The organism is Paenibacillus sp. JNU01 (assembly GCF_059130585.1).
Window position 1 is genome coordinate 4,294,658 of the sequence record NZ_CP169723.1, and the last position, 18,867, is coordinate 4,313,524.

Annotated in this window: 15 protein-coding genes and 1 riboswitch; of the genes, 9 read left to right on the forward strand and 6 right to left on the reverse strand. The window is 45.6% G+C overall.

Features of this window, described 5'->3' with window-relative positions; translation table 11 throughout:
* Nucleotides 1–3: 3 nt before the first annotated feature.
* Both NLBNIHML_RS18655 and NLBNIHML_RS18660 read left to right on the forward strand, forming a co-directional pair.
* Nucleotides 4–1,599, forward strand: a complete 1,596-nt coding sequence (locus NLBNIHML_RS18655; protein ID WP_494352494.1) for an ATP-binding protein — start codon at nt 4–6, stop codon at nt 1,597–1,599.
* 1 nt (nt 1,600) lies between these two features.
* Complete coding sequence (locus NLBNIHML_RS18660; protein WP_494352495.1) at nt 1,601–2,302, forward strand: response regulator; 702 nt, start codon at nt 1,601–1,603, stop codon at nt 2,300–2,302.
* A 115-nt stretch (nt 2,303–2,417) separates the two neighbouring features.
* On the opposite strand, the gene NLBNIHML_RS18665 is transcribed toward NLBNIHML_RS18660, so the two are convergent.
* Nucleotides 2,418–3,719, reverse strand: coding sequence for an alpha-glucosidase/alpha-galactosidase (locus NLBNIHML_RS18665; RefSeq protein WP_047841509.1), 1,302 nt, complete (start codon nt 3,717–3,719; stop codon nt 2,418–2,420).
* A 204-nt stretch (nt 3,720–3,923) separates the two neighbouring features.
* On the opposite strand from NLBNIHML_RS18665, the gene NLBNIHML_RS18670 reads away from it, so the two are divergent.
* The 6 genes from NLBNIHML_RS18670 (at nt 3,924) to NLBNIHML_RS18695 (ending at nt 10,236) form a co-directional block, all read left to right on the forward strand.
* Nucleotides 3,924–4,751 carry an AraC family ligand binding domain-containing protein gene (locus NLBNIHML_RS18670; protein WP_339258333.1) on the forward strand — a complete coding sequence of 276 codons (828 nt, stop codon included), beginning with the start codon at nt 3,924–3,926 and terminating at the stop codon, nt 4,749–4,751.
* A 77-nt stretch (nt 4,752–4,828) separates the two neighbouring features.
* Nucleotides 4,829–5,021: riboswitch (cobalamin riboswitch) on the forward strand.
* Between the two features lie 110 nt (nt 5,022–5,131).
* Complete coding sequence (gene nikB, locus NLBNIHML_RS18675) at nt 5,132–6,127, forward strand: nickel ABC transporter permease (protein WP_494352496.1); 996 nt, start codon at nt 5,132–5,134, stop codon at nt 6,125–6,127.
* Nucleotides 6,128–6,961: a nickel transporter permease gene (nikC, locus tag NLBNIHML_RS18680; protein WP_494352497.1), complete on the forward strand. Its 834-nt coding sequence runs from the start codon at nt 6,128–6,130 to the stop codon at nt 6,959–6,961.
* Between the two features lie 14 nt (nt 6,962–6,975).
* On the forward strand, nt 6,976–8,568 hold the full coding sequence (locus NLBNIHML_RS18685; RefSeq protein ID WP_494352498.1) for an ABC transporter substrate-binding protein: 1,593 nt from the start codon (nt 6,976–6,978) through the stop codon (nt 8,566–8,568).
* The gene (locus NLBNIHML_RS18690; protein ID WP_494352499.1) at nt 8,568–9,365 is read left to right on the forward strand and encodes an ABC transporter ATP-binding protein; all 798 of its coding nucleotides are present in this window, start codon (nt 8,568–8,570) and stop codon (nt 9,363–9,365) included. Before NLBNIHML_RS18685 ends, NLBNIHML_RS18690 begins: the two co-directional genes overlap by 1 nt.
* Nucleotides 9,355–10,236: an ABC transporter ATP-binding protein gene (locus NLBNIHML_RS18695; RefSeq protein WP_494352500.1), complete on the forward strand. Its 882-nt coding sequence runs from the start codon at nt 9,355–9,357 to the stop codon at nt 10,234–10,236. Before NLBNIHML_RS18690 ends, NLBNIHML_RS18695 begins: the two co-directional genes overlap by 11 nt.
* A gap of 168 nt (nt 10,237–10,404) precedes the next feature.
* On the opposite strand, the gene NLBNIHML_RS18700 is transcribed toward NLBNIHML_RS18695, so the two are convergent.
* Nucleotides 10,405–13,311: a DUF5704 domain-containing protein gene (locus NLBNIHML_RS18700; protein ID WP_494352501.1), complete on the reverse strand. Its 2,907-nt coding sequence runs from the start codon at nt 13,309–13,311 to the stop codon at nt 10,405–10,407.
* Nucleotides 13,312–13,789: 478 nt separating this feature from the next.
* Nucleotides 13,790–15,070 (reverse strand): S-layer homology domain-containing protein, encoded by a 1,281-nt coding sequence (locus NLBNIHML_RS18705; protein ID WP_494352502.1) that lies wholly within the window; start codon nt 15,068–15,070, stop codon nt 13,790–13,792.
* Between the two features lie 1,123 nt (nt 15,071–16,193).
* On the opposite strand from NLBNIHML_RS18705, the gene NLBNIHML_RS18710 reads away from it, so the two are divergent.
* Nucleotides 16,194–17,036: a hypothetical protein gene (locus tag NLBNIHML_RS18710; protein WP_494352503.1), complete on the forward strand. Its 843-nt coding sequence runs from the start codon at nt 16,194–16,196 to the stop codon at nt 17,034–17,036.
* Between the two features lie 411 nt (nt 17,037–17,447).
* Here NLBNIHML_RS18710 and udk read toward each other — a convergent pair whose 3' ends face one another.
* Genes udk through NLBNIHML_RS18725 form a run of 3 tightly spaced genes read right to left on the reverse strand, consistent with a single transcriptional unit; the run spans nt 17,448 to nt 18,862 of the window.
* Complete coding sequence (gene udk / locus NLBNIHML_RS18715; protein WP_017691162.1) at nt 17,448–18,080, reverse strand: uridine kinase; 633 nt, start codon at nt 18,078–18,080, stop codon at nt 17,448–17,450.
* A gap of 19 nt (nt 18,081–18,099) precedes the next feature.
* On the reverse strand, nt 18,100–18,273 hold the full coding sequence (locus NLBNIHML_RS18720; RefSeq protein ID WP_494352504.1) for a hypothetical protein: 174 nt from the start codon (nt 18,271–18,273) through the stop codon (nt 18,100–18,102).
* 7 nt (nt 18,274–18,280) lie between these two features.
* Nucleotides 18,281–18,862 (reverse strand): VanZ family protein, encoded by a 582-nt coding sequence (locus tag NLBNIHML_RS18725; RefSeq protein ID WP_494352505.1) that lies wholly within the window; start codon nt 18,860–18,862, stop codon nt 18,281–18,283.
* Nucleotides 18,863–18,867 lie beyond the last annotated feature (5 nt).

The window sequence follows — 18,867 nt, forward strand, 5'->3', positions numbered from 1 at the left end:
TAGATGTTGTCTGAACGAATAAAAAAAGAAATGCAGGCATCCCATGGAAAACGGGTTCCGGCATATGTATGGGTGACCCTCGGGGTGACGCTGCTAACTTTGCTGCTTCATGCCATTGGCATGAGTGGTGATCTGGTTAACGTAGCGCTTGTATACCTGTTTCCCGTTCTGGTGAGTGCTGTGTATTGGGGAATGGGTCCCGCTGTATATGCCGCGAGTTTTAGTGTCATTATGTTTGACTTCTTTTTTGTCCCGCCATATCTGAGCTTTACGGTCGAGGATTTGAGATATCTCATCTCTTTTGTCGTGTATCTTGCGGTGGCGATCCTGACAGCAAGTCTTGCAGGTCGGTTGCGACAACAACTGGAGATGGTAAAAGCACGTGAAGCCACAACTAACTCCCTGTACGCATTGAGTCGTCAGATGACAGCCATTACCGATCTGAATACGCTACAGGTGAATATAGCAACCCAGGTTTCGCTCACCTTGGGCAAACCAGCAGCGGTGTATCTTCCCGATGGTCAGGGGGACCTACTGGTTACAAGCTCTTCTTCACCCGCATTAGAAGGGGAAATGGATAGCTGGGGGGGTGGAGAGTCGGAGATTGCCATTGCCAAATGGGTGTATCATCACGGACAGATCGCAGGTAAGGGATCATCCGCTTTACGGGAATCTCCCGGACTATATGTGCCGCTGCGTACAGAGGAGCAGATACATGGCGTGCTCGCCGTGAGTATGGACGCTGGCGAGTCTCATGAGCAGCAAGAGCAGCTTCGTCTGTTGGAGGCGTGCGGTGGACTGGCGGCAGGTGCCATTGCCCGAGTGAAGCTGGCGGAAGAGGCCCGATTGGCGCAGATCACTGCTGAATCAGAGCGTATACGCACAGCGCTGCTGGACTCTGTCTCTCATGAATTGCGTACGCCCCTAACTGCCATTATCGGCTCGGCTACGGGATTGTTGGAGAATGATACTCTTTTTACACCCGAGGATCGGAGAGAATTAACAGGCAACATTCGGGATGGGGCCTTGCGCATGAATCGTCTTGTCACGAATTTGTTGGGTATGGTTCGGCTGGAGAGCGGCATGTTGCAACTGAACCGGAAATGGTGTGACGTGGGAGACATAATAAGCGTTGTACTGACACAAGTTCGGGAATTCAGTCCGCATCGCAACATTCAAGTTGAACTGCCTGATGATCCGGCCTTCATCTACGGAGATGAAGTCTTGCTGGAGCAGGTGCTGGTCAATATCGTCAGCAACGCCATCAAATATTCGCCCGATGAGAGCCAGATTGTTATCATTGTGACGAGTAATAAGAGTCCAATTCAATTGACGATCCGGGTAGATGATCAAGGTGTCGGTATACCGGAAGCGGAAAGAATACGTATATTTGATAAGTTCTATCGCTCAGAGTCTACTCGGCATGTGACAGGAACAGGGCTTGGTCTGGCGATCTGCAAAGGCATTGTGGAAGTCCACGGAGGTACCATTGTGGCAGAGCCGAATCCGGGCGGGGGAACGAGAATGCGCATAGAACTCCCCATGGAGGCCCACGGATCGCGGTTTCCCTATTCAGAACAAGGAGAGGTTGAAGAATAAGATGAATGCACCACTAGGGGCTCGCATACTGGTGATCGATGATGAGCCGCAGATTCGCAAATTGCTCAAGGTCACTCTTCAGGCACATCAATTCGAACTCCACGAGTGTGGGGAGGGCGCAGAGGGTGTTATTCAGGCGAGTATTGTACATCCGGATCTGATCATCCTTGATCTGGGTTTGCCAGGCATGTCTGGTATGGAGGTACTTCGCCGCATTCGCGAATGGTCACAAGTGCCCATTATCGTGCTGACAGCGAAGGATCAGGAGGGAGACAAAATTGCCGCGTTGGATGGTGGTGCAGATGATTATGTGACCAAACCATTCGGGATGGGTGAGTTGGTCGCCCGTATTCGGGTGGCGCTGCGTCATGTAGCCAAAACGACGGATGAGCCGATACTGCGCTTCGGATCACTCACAATTGATCTGGCCCAAAGGCAAGTCGAACTGGAGGGGACTTTGGTCAAATTAACACCAACGGAATATGAGATGCTGAAGGTGCTCGCCTCGAATGCGGGGAAGATCATCACCCAGCGTCAGCTTTTGCAGCAAGTATGGGGAGGGCATCATCATGAGTCCGACAGCCATTATCTTCGGGTATATGTGGGACATCTGCGCAAGAAATTAAATGAAGATCCAACCAAGCCCCGGTATATTCAGACGGAGCCTGGCATTGGTTATCGCTTTTTGCTTCCTGCCGAATAAGGTTTAAGGGGGCGAGACATTTCATAATAGTGATGTGATGCACGCCTCAGTGGATGAGCGTTATTGAAGAGCAAAACACCGTCCCCTTTGGCTGCAAAGGAACGGTGCTTTTATATTATGACGTGTATTTTGGCAACCAATCGCCGTGAGCTTCAATCAGCTCATCACACATCGCTACGATGTCATCGATAGACAGCTCAGCAGCCGTGTGTGGATCAAGCATGGCCGCATGATAGATATGTTCCTTTTTGCCGGTGATTGCCGCTTCAATGGTCAGCAGTTGCGTGTTGATGTTTGTCCGGTTCAATGCCGCGAGTTGTGGAGGCAGATCCCCAATGTAGGTAGGACTGATTCCTGATCCATCGACCAGACAAGGTACTTCGACACATGCCTCACGCGGGAGGTTCGTAATCAGTCCGTTGTTCATGACGTTGCCGCCAATCTTGTACGGGTTATTCGTCTCCATGGCTTCAATAATATGCGATGCGTATTCACGGCTGCGGGTATGTTCAATATTTTCGCTGGCAAACAGCTTGGTACGCATTTCTTTCCAGCCTTCAATCTGGTTCACACAGCGGCGTGGATACTCATCCAGTGGAATGTTGAAGCGTTCAATCAGCTCCGGGTAATTCCGCTTGATGAAGTAAGGGTGGTACTCGGCATTATGCTCGGACGATTCCGTTACATAATAGCCAAATCGCTGCATCAATTCATAACGAACCATGTCGTCATGCTGTTCTTTCTGCTTTTCCTTCGCCAGACGTTTAATCTCGGGGTACAGATCCTGCCCGTCTTTGGTAACTTCGAGCAACCACGCCATGTGGTTGATCCCTGCAATTTTAGCAACAACACCTGTCTGATCGATCCCCAGTGCATCAAACAGATGTGGTACACATACCTGCACACTATGACACAAACCTACGGTTTTGATCCCGCCATGCACATTCATGACGTTGGTAAGTACGGCCATTGGGTTGGTGTAATTCAGGAACCATGCATCCGGACAGACTTCCTGCATATCCCGGGCAAAATCCAGCATAACCGGAATCGTCCGCAAGTTACGGAAAATCCCTCCTATTCCGAGTGTATCTGCAATCGTTTGACGCAGTCCGTATTTCTTCGGAATCTCGAAGTCCGTAATGGTACATGGATCATATCCACCGACCTGGATGGCGTTGATGACATATTTGGCTCCGCGCAGTGCTTCCTTACGGTCATGATATACGTTCACGACGCAACGACTTCCAAGTGAACGGGCCAGACTGGTCAGCAAACGCTCGGAATCGCTCAAACGTTCAGCATCGATATCAAACAATGCCAATTCAAAGTCCTGCAGTGCTTCGGTCATCATGACATCACCCAATACATTTTTGACAAAGACGGTGCTTCCCGCACCGAGAAACGTAATTTTGTTCATCTTAAATTCAGCCTCCCTGAAAAATGTTGTACCCCAACTATAGGCCGATTCGGCACATATAACTATGGCTCAACCCCTCTCAAACATGGCATAATCCCATTTTTGTTTCCGTTTTCAACTAATATTTATGTTCTTTAGCTGTTATAATTTAATTAGGCATATAGATGGTGAGCCTCGGAAGGAAACAAGAAGGGAGGGCATAAAATGAGAAAAATAGAGATGAATGTGGTAGCCACGGACTGGACACAGATGGAACTGGTCTTGTTGTTCTTCGGGTGGGAGGCGTGTGAACCCGCCCATTATTGGGGACCGGGTGTACGTGATTCCTATATTGTGCATTACATCCATGAAGGACGGGGCATCGTGTACATGGGGGACCAGGAATACAAGCTTAGCGAGGGACAGGGTTTTATCATTTTCCCGGATACGCTTATTCATTATGAGGCAGATCCCAAGGAGCCCTGGACGTATTCGTGGTTCGGCTTCAAAGGTGTACAAGCCAAAGCATTCATGCAACGTGCCCAACTGAGCCCGGAGCGCCCGATATATGATGTCCATGATACGATTACGATGGAACAGTTGTATACGGAGATGGTCCAAGCTTCCACGCGACCGGAAGGTGATGTGTTGAACCAGAGTCTCTTGTACCGCTTGATGGCAGAATTAATCTCTTCTTCACCTGTGAAGGAAGAGGTCGGGCAGCTCCTTTCAAACAAAGAAACATACATCCGGCAGGCGGTGCAATTTATGGAGAACAGGTACAGTCAGCGAACTTCCATACTGGATATTGCCCAAGCCGTGGGGCTGGATCGCACGTATCTATCGGGATTATTCAAAGAGCGATATGGCATGTCGCTACAGTCATTTTTTCTGGAGTACCGTATGAATCGTGCTGCCCAACTTCTTCAGAATCCAGGGCTGTCGGTCAGTGAAGTGGCCCATTCTGTCGGTTATACGGACCCATTATTGTTTTCCAAGATGTTTAAGCGTGTGACGGGCGTATCTCCGAAGGGGTCGAGAATTCGCGATTAGACGCACCTAGTGTTTCAAATTTGAAAGAAAAGTTTTGATCATTAAACGTTGTCCCGCTATACTGATACAGAAGTGTAATTGAATATGTGGAACTTGGTGCTTTGCCCGTCAGGGTGGAAGCTTAATAGGGAAGTCCGGTGTAATACCGGCGCGGTCCCGCCACTGTAACAGAGGAGTCAGGTAGCGATAATCCACTGGTTTAGACCGGGAAGGAGCTGCAAGTGACGATGATTCTGGAGCCAGGAGACCTGCCAGGTTTAACAAACACAGTAGTACCCTACGGGAGATAGGAAGGTGTTTAGAGAGCATGATTTTTTCTGAAAATCTGTTTGTTTAAGGCGTCCTCATCCAGTAACACGGAGAGGGACGCTTTTTTTGTTATGAACGAAGAACATCATGGCACATACATAGAGTTTTGGGGAAGGACGTTAGAGCAATTGAGCAGATATATCGTTAAACGATTATTACAACTGGTAGTTGTGTTGTTCGGCATCACGTTCCTGACGTTCCTGCTAACCTACCTGTCTCCTGGAGATCCAGCCAGACTTATGCTTATGTCTACAGGGGTAACGCCATCCGATGAGCTGGTCAGGCAGGTGAGGTCTGAGCTTGGATTGAATGAGCCTTTTTTCTACCGATACGGGACATGGTTGGGACAGGTGGTAACTGGAGACTTCGGTACATCATATAAATACAATCGTCCAGTACTGGACGTGCTGATGGCACGGCTCCCGGCAACGCTTTGGCTAACAGGAAGCGCTATGCTTCTGGTTATTCTGGTTTCCTTTCCACTGGGGATGCTGTCGGCTGTCTACCGTAACCAATGGCTTGATCACGTCATTCGTCTGTTCTCTTTTGCCGGATTATCGATGCCCAGCTTCTGGTTAGGTATGTTACTCATGTTGGTCTTCGGTGTACAACTGAAGCTGCTGCCAGTAATGGGCAACTCCGGATGGTACAGCCTGATTCTGCCTGCATGTACTCTCGCGATTCCACTTGTTGCCCAGTACAGCAGACAGATTCGTGCGATCCTGCTTGAGGAGACAAGCCAGAACTATGTGATCGGAGCCAGATCCAGAGGTGTGAAGGAATCGATCATTATTTTGCGTCATATTCTTCCCAATGCCCTGCTGCCGATCGTTACCCTTATGGGTATGACAACAGGTGCTTTGTTAGGTGGTGCAGCGATTGTGGAAAGTTTATTTGTGTGGCCGGGTGTTGGACAGATGGCTGTAGATGCGATTTTCACAAGGGATTATCCGCTGATTCAGGGATATGTCATCTGGATGGCGATCATATATGTCACCCTGAATCTGCTGGTTGATGTATGGACTCATCTTCGTGATCCCCGAATCCGACTGGAAGTGGATATATAGATGAGAGCCTTCAGACTGGTATTACTGCAGAATCGCTGGTTCACCTTCCTGCTGTCTCTGACCGCCTTCTGGATTATTCTTGCCATGGTTGCACCGCTGCTTGCACCACACGACCCACTTGCAACGAACTTTGCCAAAGTATTGCACCCATCCAGCATTGAATATCCCCTTGGAACCGATCAGCTGGGTCGATGTGTATTATCTCGTCTTCTGTACGGTGCTCGTACCTCGCTGCTGCTCACCTTTATGATGATTGGCATCGTGTTTGTGCTAGGTGTAGCGATTGGAGTCATCGCCGGTTTCGCTCGGGGGGTAACGGATATGGTGCTCATGCGCCTGTCTGATACCTTAATGGCATTTCCGGGCCTGATTTTTGCGATCGCTGTGGTGGGGATGCTTGGGCCGGGATTGTTCAATACAGTGCTGGCACTGTCGGTTGTCTGGTGGGCGAAGTATGCAAGGATGGCCAGAAGCCTGGTGATTTCCCTTCAGCAAAAGGAATATGTGGCTGCCGCTGCTTTCAGCGGAGCACGTAAGATACAGATCATTGGCAGGACGATCCTGCCTAATATGATGTCTCCAATCATCGTCATGGCGATGATGGATGTGGGTGGTATGATGCTGTCGATCTCGGGGTTGTCCTTTCTTGGGCTTGGCGCGCAGCCACCGAACCCCGAGTGGGGGGCCATGTTAAATGAAGGCAGAAGATATCTGCAGACTGCACCATGGCTTTTAATATATCCGGGTCTGGCGATATTCAGCACCGTCATTATTTTTAATTTACTGGGAGACAGTCTGCGAGATGTGCTTGATCCCAAGAAAAATACAGCTTAACTGGAGGAACCGGAATGAAGGGGAATTTTCAAAAATCAATGTTGCTCACCATCGTATCCATGTTCGTTGTGTTCTTGCTTGCAGCTTGCGGCACTGCCAATAATCCATCGACCTCGTCTGGTGCAACGGAGAAGTCAGCGGCTACGGACAAGGGTACGACAAGTGCACTGACTCATCTGAATGTGGCCCTGTTCTGGCTTGGCAGCAGTCTGGACCCGGCAGAAGAATGGAATGGCTGGACGCTGACGCGTGCAGCGATTGGGGAGACACTGATCCAGTTTGACGAGAATATGAAGCTGGTCCCTAAAATTGCAGATACTTGGGAACGAGTGGATGACACGACTTGGCACTTTCATATTCGGGAAGGTGTAACTTTTCATAACGGAAATAAGGTAACTGCCGACGCAGTGAAAACATCGATTGAACGCTCCATTGAGTTAAACGAGAGAGGACAAGCGACTGTACCCGTAGCCTCAATGACTGCTGAAGGACAAGATCTGACGATTAAAACGAAAGAGCCTTATGCGTCCCTGCTTGGTAATATTGCCGAGCCACTGTTTGTCATTGTGGATACGAGTGCAGATACATCCAAATTCAAGAGCGAGCCTATCGCCACGGGGCCATTTATGGTGACAGGTTATACGCCGGATCAGGAGATCCAGGTGAAAAAGTATGACGGGTACTGGGGCGGTGCGGCAGATGTAGACACATTGACGTTGAAATATATTAAGGATGATAGCACACGTGCCCTTGCCCTGCAGTCTGGAGAGATTGATGTAGCCAGTAACGTGGGACGTAGCAATTTGACGCTATTCCAGGACAAGAGTCAATACACCATTGATGAAATTCCTAGCCTGCGTACCCAGTTTGTATGGTTTAACACAACCAAACCGCTACTGAGTGATCAGGAGGTTCGCCGAGCGATTTCTTATGGTGTAGACCGGGAGATGTATGCCAATACGCTGGTGGGAGGTCAGGCGGCCAAAGGTCCATTTACCTCGGCGCTGCCTTTTGGATATGACAAGATCAAAGGATATGGTTACGAACCGGAGAAAGCCAAACAGTTGCTGGATGGGGCTGGCTACAGGGATGCAGATGGCGATGGCATTCGTGAAAAAGATGGCAAGAAGCTGTCGCTACAGCTGATTCTGAACTCCGCTTACGAGTCTGATTCGATTGTGGCTGCTGCAATGCAGTCCCAGCTTAAAGAGATTGGCGTTCAGGTGGAGATGACCTCCTATGAGGATCTAACCGATCATCAGAAGAGCGGAAATTACGACCTCGCTTTGACCAGTATTAATACAGGCATCACGGGTGACCCGCAGTATATTCTGGATTTCTACTTCATGACGGGTGCGGAATGGAATGTGGGCGGATATAGCAATCTGAAGCTGGATGAGGTAATTACTCGCCTTCATTCCGAGTTTGACGTGGAGAAAAGGTATGCCCTTGCAGCAGAGGCACAGCAGATAATTCTGGATGATGCAGCCTATATGTTTTTGACCTATACCCCGATTAATATTGTAAGTAAAAGTACCGTGCACGGCGCGACGATGTATCCCATCGACTTCTATCTACTGGATCGTAATATTAAGGTTGGGCAATAATGGAGCCCTTGCTTAGTGTCAATCATCTGTCCGTAACCTACAAGGGGGATTCTCTGGCTCTACGGGACCTGTCCTTCTTCATGAATAAGGGAGAGATTATCGGGATTGTAGGTGAAAGTGGTAGCGGAAAGTCGACCCTTATTCGGGCTTTGCTTGGCTTGTTACCTGAAGGTGGTCAATACACCGGGGGAGTGATCTCTTTTCAAGAAAAAGTGCTATTGCGTGATTCACAGTCTGATTGGGGCGGAGTACGCGGAAAACGGATCGCTATGGTGTTTCAGGACAGTGGATCGTATCTTAATCCCATTCGCAGTATCGGCAGTCAGTATATTGAAGCGATTCGAACTCATTTTACCTTGTCCAAAAAAGCAGCTTATACTCTGGCTGAGAGTATGCTCGCGGACATGGGACTGGATGATCCCGAACGGATTATGCGTTCCTACCCTTCGCAGCTTAGTGGAGGCATGAAACAGCGCACAGCGATTGCCATGGCGGTTACGATGGAACCAGAGCTTCTGCTTGCGGACGAGCCGACGAGTTCGCTGGATGTGACGACACAGAATGAAGTGATGAACCGATTGAGCGAACTTCGTTCCCGTCAAGGGACAGGCATGATTATCGTAACACATAACATTGCCGTTGCAGCGCATATGGCAGACCGAATTGGTGTGATGCAGGACGGTATATTGGTTGAGATGGGAGATACTTTCCGCGTCATATCCGATCCTCAGCATGAATACACTCGCAAGCTGCTGAGTGCTGTACCTGAATTGGAGGGAAATGTTCATGGCTCATAAGGGGTTACCGATTCTGGAACTGAGAAATCTGTGCAAAACCTATGAGTTAAAGGGACACAGGGCAGTGGATGCACTGAAATCTGTTCATTTGCAGCTGTATCCCGGGGAATGTCTGGGAATTGTCGGGGAGAGTGGTAGCGGGAAGAGTACACTGGCGAGATGTGTAACCCATTTGGAGCGAGTGACTTCAGGGCAGATTCAATATCGTAAACAGGATATTACTCGATTGAATGGGAAGGCGTTACGCCAGCAACGAAAGCAGATTCAGATGGTCTTTCAGGAGCCTTCGGCTATCTTTAATCCGCGAATGAAGATTGGAGCTTTTATTCGGGAGCCACTCATTAATTATAAAGTAATGAAGGGCCAACAAGCGGATCGGGAAGTGCTCAGGCTGTTGGAACGGGTAGGATTATCTGCCGCTACGGCGGATAAATATCCGCATGAACTGAGCGGGGGAGAGCAGCAAAGAGCAGTCATTGCTCGTGCGATTGGAGTAGAGCCGGACATCATCCTGTTCGATGAAGCCACCTCGGCACTGGATGTTTCCATTCAGCAGCAGATCCTGGATTTGTTGGTGGAGTTGAGAAAGGAAACAGGAATCTCATCTATTTTCATATCGCATGATCTTGCAGTGGTGCAACAGATTAGTGATCGGATTGCCGTCATGTACCAGGGTGAAGTGGTTGAGGTTGTGGAGAGTTCACAGCTGACCAGTTCAGCGAATCATCCCTATACCCAGAGCCTGATGGCCTCGGTGTTGTCTGTGAGAGAAATGAAGTGTAAGATTCAGGAGCGGGACGAGGAACGGGAGCAAGAACAAGAGCAGGAGCAGGAGAAGGTGGAGGTTTTTCAGAAGGTTCTTTCAGGATAATACCAATGGCGGCTTTTCGTTATGGGCTGATTAGATTATATCAAAAGAATGATGCGAAAAGGGTTACCCCAGAAGTCCACAGATGACTTTTAGGGTAACCCTTTTGTGGTATAACAGGAACGTTGTGTGTAGTTGGGACGTGATTGTTTTTTATTGGGTGATCCCAAACTAGTGTGGTACCTGGGATTGGAAATCATTCCGGCTGGACTGATCAGCATGGTAAAAGACAATATCACCATCCTTCAGAGGCCAGGTTCTGCCTTGGACGTCTGATGGCGTTTTGTTGAAACCTTCCATTTGCCACTGATTCATCAATGGTGCATGAATGTATTGCAGATGGGGTGTCTCTGTATTTCCATTTCGAAGGCTCTCCATATTGAAGTTCACCACGATATAACCATTCTTCAGAAAAATATTCGATTTCTCATCCAGCTGATTCTGTCGGGCGAGGGGCTCCAGATCAATACCTTTTGGTACGGCATATACATCCGCAGGCAAGCTGTACTCCCCGTACCAGCGCTGGATTGCTGCATTAGCCCGGTCTACATTGACCCCGGAAGGAATGTCCGTTTTGGGTCCAATGAGTGTCCGAATTGGAGCAGACAGGATCATCCAGTCATAACGACCCACCCATGTTTTTTGATGGGAAGTCTGATCGACCAGTTGAACCATATGTTCCGCCAACGTACGCTGGTTGCGTTCTTCCGCTGACAGTTCATAAGTATACTGATAACGTGCGGTATCGCCTAACTCTGTGCCGGGAACATTCCGAAGACGTGAGTTCAGGACAACAAATCGTTTCTCCAGATCCTGTGCCGATCCAATGCGAATCAGGCGTTCCTGGCCTCGATGATAGTACAGATCTACTTCTTGCCGGGAAGAACCGTCTTTACTCACAAAAGCAAAAGTGGGTGTAATTCGAATACCATCCTGTTTGCCAAACATATTGCCCTTGGTCTTCAGATCGAACTTGAAATGGTATCCTGTCTTTACAGTTGCGTTAGCGAATCCCTGCACCGGATGGCTTCCTGGCCGAATGGGTAGAACAAATGGAGCCAGGTTGCCTCTCGGAGCACCATCAATGCTATTCATCCCTGCCCAGTAGCTAAGGTTCGTCGGGTCGGGACTACCCAATCGCTTGCGAAATACATTTTCCCAGTTGTAATCAGAGATATCCGTGACATGAAAATCATATAACCTACCGATGACATCTACCGGTACGGTGTCTGCTGCAACATGATGGGCCAGATTGGTATTGGCGTCCTGTTGCTCGGTATAGTTTGCAGGTGCATTCTCTGCAATATTGCGGAATGTAATATAGTATTTTCCCTCGTCTACCCATACAGGGAGATAGAATGTGGTATCCAGTTGATTGACCGGAATATCGACCCATGTCTTGGCAGGGATAAACTGACTCCGGTCTGCGTTGTAGACATCAAACGGGAATTGCACCTGCTTAATTCGAAAATATTTGGCATAGTCCCGATTCCCATAACCGGGATAACTTGCTGCGTCCAAGTGCTGTCCCGATGTGGGAATTCGCACAATGAACGGACGTTCCAGAATGAGTGCAGCGCTGGTTGGATCCGGCACGGTTTTCTGATTATGCGGCTGATCATCCGATACCCAGGCGTAGTTGACGACAGGGGTATGTACGGTGACGGTGTTGATGCCGTTAATCGGTAATATTTTATTGGCACCTCCGTTCACGTTACCTGGTAGCAGATCATAATAGATCTCACCAGAGCTTGTGGTATTTGCTTTATTCAGCAGGGAATTGCTGATCATATTACCCGGTTTGTACAACACATCGCGACCAATCGTCGTTGGATTAGGAATGTTGGATGGCGTTGGGCCATCTTTGGTTGCTTCCACATCATTCATAATGGTTGTGTTGTTGAATTTCACTAGATCATTATTCACTTTACTTTGAGGCGTGTTGGATTCAGCCATTCCTTTTAACCGTGATGTATCATCAGGCACACTGGGAGGTTGGTTCAAACCACCTGTTAATTTGGGTGGAGTATATGAGATAGAAGTGGTTTGCCCTGGTCGTACATGGCTTTCTACGGATTCATCATTTTTAGACTCCAGTGTTGGTGGTGTGTAACCTGATGGATTCATCGTAACGGTCTCACCGGGCAAAGCGTAATTGTTCATGGTTGCTTTAGCGATCTTGTATACTTCCAGGTTATTAATTTTCCAGTAGGAGTAGTCTCTTGTGATTTGGAAGTTGTATGGCTTGGGTACCGTGTCGTTCGCAGGTACAGGTGTCCCTGGTCTACAACCATCATCATCACATTCTTCTGGTCCAGGTACTGTCCACTCTCTGTCGTACGAGATGGTGACATTACAGTTGTATGTAACTTTACCGCTCATTTTCGCCCAGGCTTGTTTAAATAGATAATTGTCAGCAAAGGCATTTGTGTAGAGTGACTCGGAAGTAGGTATTCCTTTTAATACATTGAATGTCTTATTATCTCTGTTATCTGACTTAATCACTCCGTTGGCATTTGGATCGAGATCATTCATGCTCATGATGGTTCCAGCTGAAGGTGGTCCAATCGTTGGTGTGCAACCTCCACCACCGCCCCCGTTACCGTCACCATCACCTCCAGGGCCCGGATTTTCTTCAACGCCAATGTTGGTTGTGGTAGTTAGCTCAAAATCATCCTTCTTCCACAATACGGTGATGGTTGTTGTTCCTCTGCTGACGGCTTGAACTAATCCGGAGTTACTAACGGTAGCGACACCAGGATTGGATGATTCCCATGTCGTTGTACCCCCGCTGCCGGTATTTACATTGGTCTCTGCTCCAAAGTTTCCATCACCATTTTTCGTTTTGACGGTTGCATTCAATTGTTTGGACTGGTTCAAGCTAAGTTGCCCGCCAGCGGTAAGATTGATCTCTTTGGTTATTTCAGCTAAAGCACTCCAATAAAGATCAGTTCTGAAAATGTAGTCCGCTGACCATTTCGGAGGGTTATACTTTCTAGATGCAGTAGGGGCAATAGCACCCCCGATTTGCATTTGGAATTCGGTGCTCAAGCCATCAAATTTATCTACAGAAATCAAAATTGGATCTCCAATTCTATAATAGCTAGTGTTGTCCATGTAGTGCGGTTTCTTTGATCTTTCAGTTATTGTAGATGAAGGGAGCTGCTCATTATTTTTATCCTTGTACTCCGTTGGTTTGTATACATCTTTATCGAGATCTAATCGTACACATACTCTGGATGATTTAGGGAGGTTAGTTGAAGAATCATTAAGTAGGTTAATGTCGTTACATTGACCTTCTACTCTCCAATCTAAATTATCGAGTTGAAAGATATAGATACCAAGATTTGTTTTTGCTTCTCCTTCAAGAGGAATAACTTTCTTCTGTGACTTAGCTGGTCCTGAGGGTTCCATGTGAAATGGTTTAACTTCTTCTTTAGTGCCTGGCCCCCCGCCAGCTTCAATGGTGGAAAAGGGGGCTAACAATGCACTTATTGTAAAGGCTACGATAAGAAATCGACTTATATTGCTTTTTAATGCCAAAATTATCCCATCCTTATTTATTATCGATCACACTGAATGTAACTCCCTCTTTAGTTGTAAGTGTAATTGCAGAAATCAGAGATTTATCAAAATGTAGTAGTCCATCGCCCCAGAATACAGGATCTTTGACAGTGAAAACTCCTTTGCTTTTGAGAAATTCAATATTTGTCGGTATTCCAAATGAAACACTGGCTTTAGTTTTTGGGGAAAGAAGAGGGTCAATAGCACTTGAGTTTAATAAACTTCCAGCTTGTAACTGATTCATAGATGAACTTTTAATATTTAATTCAAATTCGACATATGAGTGATAGGCCCCTCGTAAAGTTGTAATTACTCCTTCATCAACAAATACGGGATAATAAATGCTACGTTTTGCTCCAACTGCATAAGGACTAACAACAATCCAATTGTGGATTTTGAGATCAGAATAATTTGTTAGAGTAACAAGGTTTTCATTTCTTATTTTTGAAAAGTCCTCTGTTACAGAATTATAGTCAATGTTAGGATTAACCTTTTTCTCAGGCGTTTTTTTGTAAGATGGCGCAATAATACTCAAATTCGTCCCCGTCAAACCCACTGCTCGCAGCTCATTCAGCCCCTGAAAATCAGCAGGTTTTGTCTTCGCAACTGCTGCATAACGTGCGATCAATACAGCTACTTCAGCTCGTGTTGTCGTACGATCGACGCCAAATGTTTTATCGTTTGCTACACTCATCAGTCCCGTTCCCAGTGCAACAGCGACTGCATTTTTTTGAGCGCTTGCGAGTTTACCTGTGAAATATTCCTTTGCAGGCACAACGGTGTTGGTCACATCAGAGAGTGCTTGTTTGTACTCAGGATCAACCACGGTTAGCCCTTGCGTCAGCCAAGTAGCCATCTCCCCTCGTTGAAGAGCACCTTGTGCATCCAATTTTCCCTTGTAATGAGAAGGGCTGATAAAACCTTTTGCAATAGCAGTAGAGACACCACTTTTTGCCCACTCAGGTATGTCCGTGAAATTATTTTGTTCCTGAGTCGATGCATTGGGCTGGTCGGATAAACGGCCCAGGATACTTGCCATTTCAGCTTTGGTAACCGGTGAACTTGGTTTAAATGTCCCGTCAGCATACCCCTTGAGATAACCTTGTTCCACGGCCGAATTAATCGCTGACGATGCCCAGTGTGTAGCCGGAACGTCTTTGAATGTAGTTGTAGCTTGTGCAGCTTCTACAGGATTGCCAATGACTCCAAAACCTACGATCCCCCCTGTTAATATAGCCAATGCCGTTGCGCCGGAAATCATCATTTTTTTCATGAATCTTACTCCTCTCCATTGTCGTTTGTTGTCTTTGGTATGTACGATTTAGGTTACTAGATACTAAATTTGTAATATTAATGAATATTCTAACATGTAATACTAGGCTGTTGGTATGATTTATCAATATGTTTTCTCCTTTCCACACCACTCTTACTAATTCTCCAGACCTATATTGCCTCAAAAAAACACAAAAAAAGGCCACGAATCCGCAGATTCATAGCCTTATGCTTTAAGGTCTCTAACATATGTAGTTCCTTCATAAACCATCAATACATCAAGAATACTCGATTTCCAAACATTTGAAAAGCCCATATTCTTCTTACTCCAAATAAATTCAGGCAAGGGAATTTCGTTAGGTAATAGGTGCCATCGTAGGAAATTAGCAGGAAAAATAATATCAGTCGAAAAGCCTATATCCGTTCCTGTTTAATTTATACTATATTAGGATGTATCTTCAAATTATATAAATGGGAGTAAATGTATGTTCATACTGTGTGTGTACTCAATACGATATCAAATAGAACGAATAGGGGAAGTAAAACATTGTTTCCACCTGAATGCGTAAACAATGGGAACATTTCCTCGTTGGAGATCCGTCTAGACTCGTTTTTTTAATTCTAAAGAGAAATGATTTTGAACTTTATAAAGTCATGGACTAATGATGAAGAGATATTTGACGATTGAGCGTATGATGTGAATGCGATGCGAGAGCTTTTTAACAGGCTACTTTAGTAATTAAAAGCCAATAGTATCGACTAGAGAATGAATTTAATGATCGAAATATCTATTAAGAAAACTGGCTATATTTTAAAAATTTAAAAACTACCGTCTTTCAAGGATCGATTCACTAATTAATATGTTGTTTAGTTTATTGATACTACCACCATAATGGTGTGGTTTGACTTGTCTGAGCTTTAATACGCCTCTGTATATCTATGATGGATCAAAAACTATCTCGGTATATAAACTAGATGAAAAATGTTCATTAACTAGACTTGTCATAACTTTTTAGTGAATATACTTAGGGAATTCACTTTAAATATAACTAAATTTGATTTCTTTTCCATATGATGATACTATTAATTTGTAATTAATACAAAATTTCCTTAAGGAGGAAAATATGCTTAAAAAGAAAACTCTTATTTCTGGTCTCTTGTCGTTATTTATGTTTTTTAGTCTTCTAACATCAGTTGGTGCTCAAGCCAGCAATGAAGTTGATGAGGCAGTTATTCCTGCATTATCTGATGCCTTTTCTGCTGACGAAAGTACATTAAATAATCATTTAGAGAAAATGGGATTTAATTCTACGGAAATTTTTAATTTACCAATTGATATGAAAAGAGACATTTCTAGTAAAGATGGTAAGAAAGTAGCTTCTCAAGATGTTGATCTCACTATTAATACTACTGATGAACAAGGAAAATCAGTAAATAAGCAAGCTTTCACTGAACAGGTAAGAGCTGCTGCTGCCAGCGGTCCGACGGTATCTGGTTATGCTGTGTATGGTGGGACATCTAATAATGGAAAAGAACGCATTTATCAAGTGTATGCGACATATAAATGGAGCAGTAGCCCATTCAATTTTTATACTGACAATCTAGCTATGGCTTGGCAGTCAAACGCTACTCCTACGGGTTCTCCTAATGGGCAGCATACGGTTTATGATACGAATGGTAAAAAAGCTGGTAGTTACTCTAGTAAAGTGAGTAAGGAAGAAGTTAGTGGTACTGCTTGGCTTGTGGATATTAAAGCTGGAGGTAGCTATAACGTTCAAGATGGCTGGGGACGTCAGGAATTACGTTATCCTACTTCTTCCCAAGGGATTACCACAGCAATTGCAGTAGGTTATTCGCATAGAACACTTCCTGGATTTACTACAGGGGTAGGCTTAAGTTTCGGTTATGTCTCTTTTACTGGAACAGGTAAAGTTGACTATACTGGTCGATTTAACTTTACTATTTAAATTAAGGCCCAAAAAAATAAAAGCAACGCAAACATTAAAAATGATTGCGTTGCTTTTATTTTTTAAAAAGTCATATAGTAGCAGTACCTTCCAAATAGATCCTCTATATGTAATGAAAATTAATAGATGGTTTCTTTTTAATATCTATGTACCATAGGAGAAAGCAATGAATAAAAATATGTCTAAGAGATCATTTGCTTAAAAAGTAGAAGAACTCCTATTCAAAATATAAATATATTCAATTATTTCTTTCTATAACAATTTAAAGATTCAAAGATTATATTATATAAAAAAACCAGATTGAGTTCTATTGCAATCTGGTTTTTTTGTGCTGGCTAAATATCATTTTCTCAGGTTATCTTACTAAACCATTAAGATCCAAATCCGCCAAGCTAATAAAAAAGTTGCAAATTAAGCCCCATTCCAATTTTCCCCAGTGAGATATTTCTCGGTGAGGATGGATAACATCTGAATACCTACTTCATTATGTCCGCCTTCTGGAATAATGATATCGGCATACTTTTTGGATGGCTCGATAAACGCATCGTGCATCGGTTTTACCGTTTCGAGATATTGTTTGTACACGGATTGGATCGTGCGTCCGCGCTCTTCAATGTCCCGCAGTACTCTGCGCAGAATGCGCACATCGGAGTCGGTATCAACAAATACTTTAATGTCCATCAGACTGCGAAGATGTTCGTCAATCAGCACATGCAATCCTTCTACAATGACAATATGGTTCGGTGCCAGTTCAACCGTCTCATTGGCAGCACGATTATCTATGGTGAAGTCATATACGGGAGCATACGCCGCTTGGCCTTTTTTCAACAAAGTGAGATGCTCAATTAACAGATCATTATCGAATGCAAATGGGTGATCGTAATTGGTGAGTCGGCGTTGCTCAGGTGTGAGCTGCGACTGGTCTTTGTAATAATTGTCTTGGGATATAAACGTGACTTTACCTGATCCCAGACGGTCGATGACGGAGCGAGCTACCGTCGTTTTACCGGAGCCGGTTCCTCCGGCGATACCAATAATGAGCATGGTTGTTCCATAAGCCTCCCTAAAATGGCAGCATGATGAATGGATAAAAGCGCATCAGAAATCCTTCGTTCATGGCCTTTATCCACATGTCTGTCTCTGAATACACAATTCCTTCATTGTACCATAGCAGACGGCTTTTTTCATCTTGGTGTATGGACCATGTTTTGCCTTCAGGGGCTTTATGCTCGTTCATATTCATTTTACTGCATATCTTTGGATGATGCTCCCCGTGGTGTCTCCCATAGGGCTAGCAGGCGCTGTCCGATGGAACTTTTTGTGAACATATTCAGGATGACATAACCAAGAACACATCCTGTTGTATTGGCTATCAAATCGTTCAGATCGGTGCTGCGACCGTTGCCTAAGGTTGCTCGGAGCAGCAACTGTGTTATTTCGATGAGGAAACTTACGCTCAATCCTGCGAATGCTGCTGTTCGTATCGAGTGAATCCAAGGCTTGATGAAAGGAAGCATGAACCCCAGTGGCATAAACAGCACAATGTTGAGGAGAAAGCTTGGTGCATCTGCAGTCAGAAGCGGAATCCATTGAATGCTCTCATACGATGGGGTCTGATTGGCATAGATTCCGATGTTCACGTCGATAGGGAAAAATACAAAGTGCATAACGCCCAACATATATATGGCAAATGCGAGCATCGACACATATTGTCTGACCGTATATCTGGTTTTGCTCACCCTGGCATGGAGCATCAGGGCGAGCAGGACCAGAACGAATAATGGACCAAGTACGATGGGAGATGAGATTGAATATTGGATGGACATGCGAT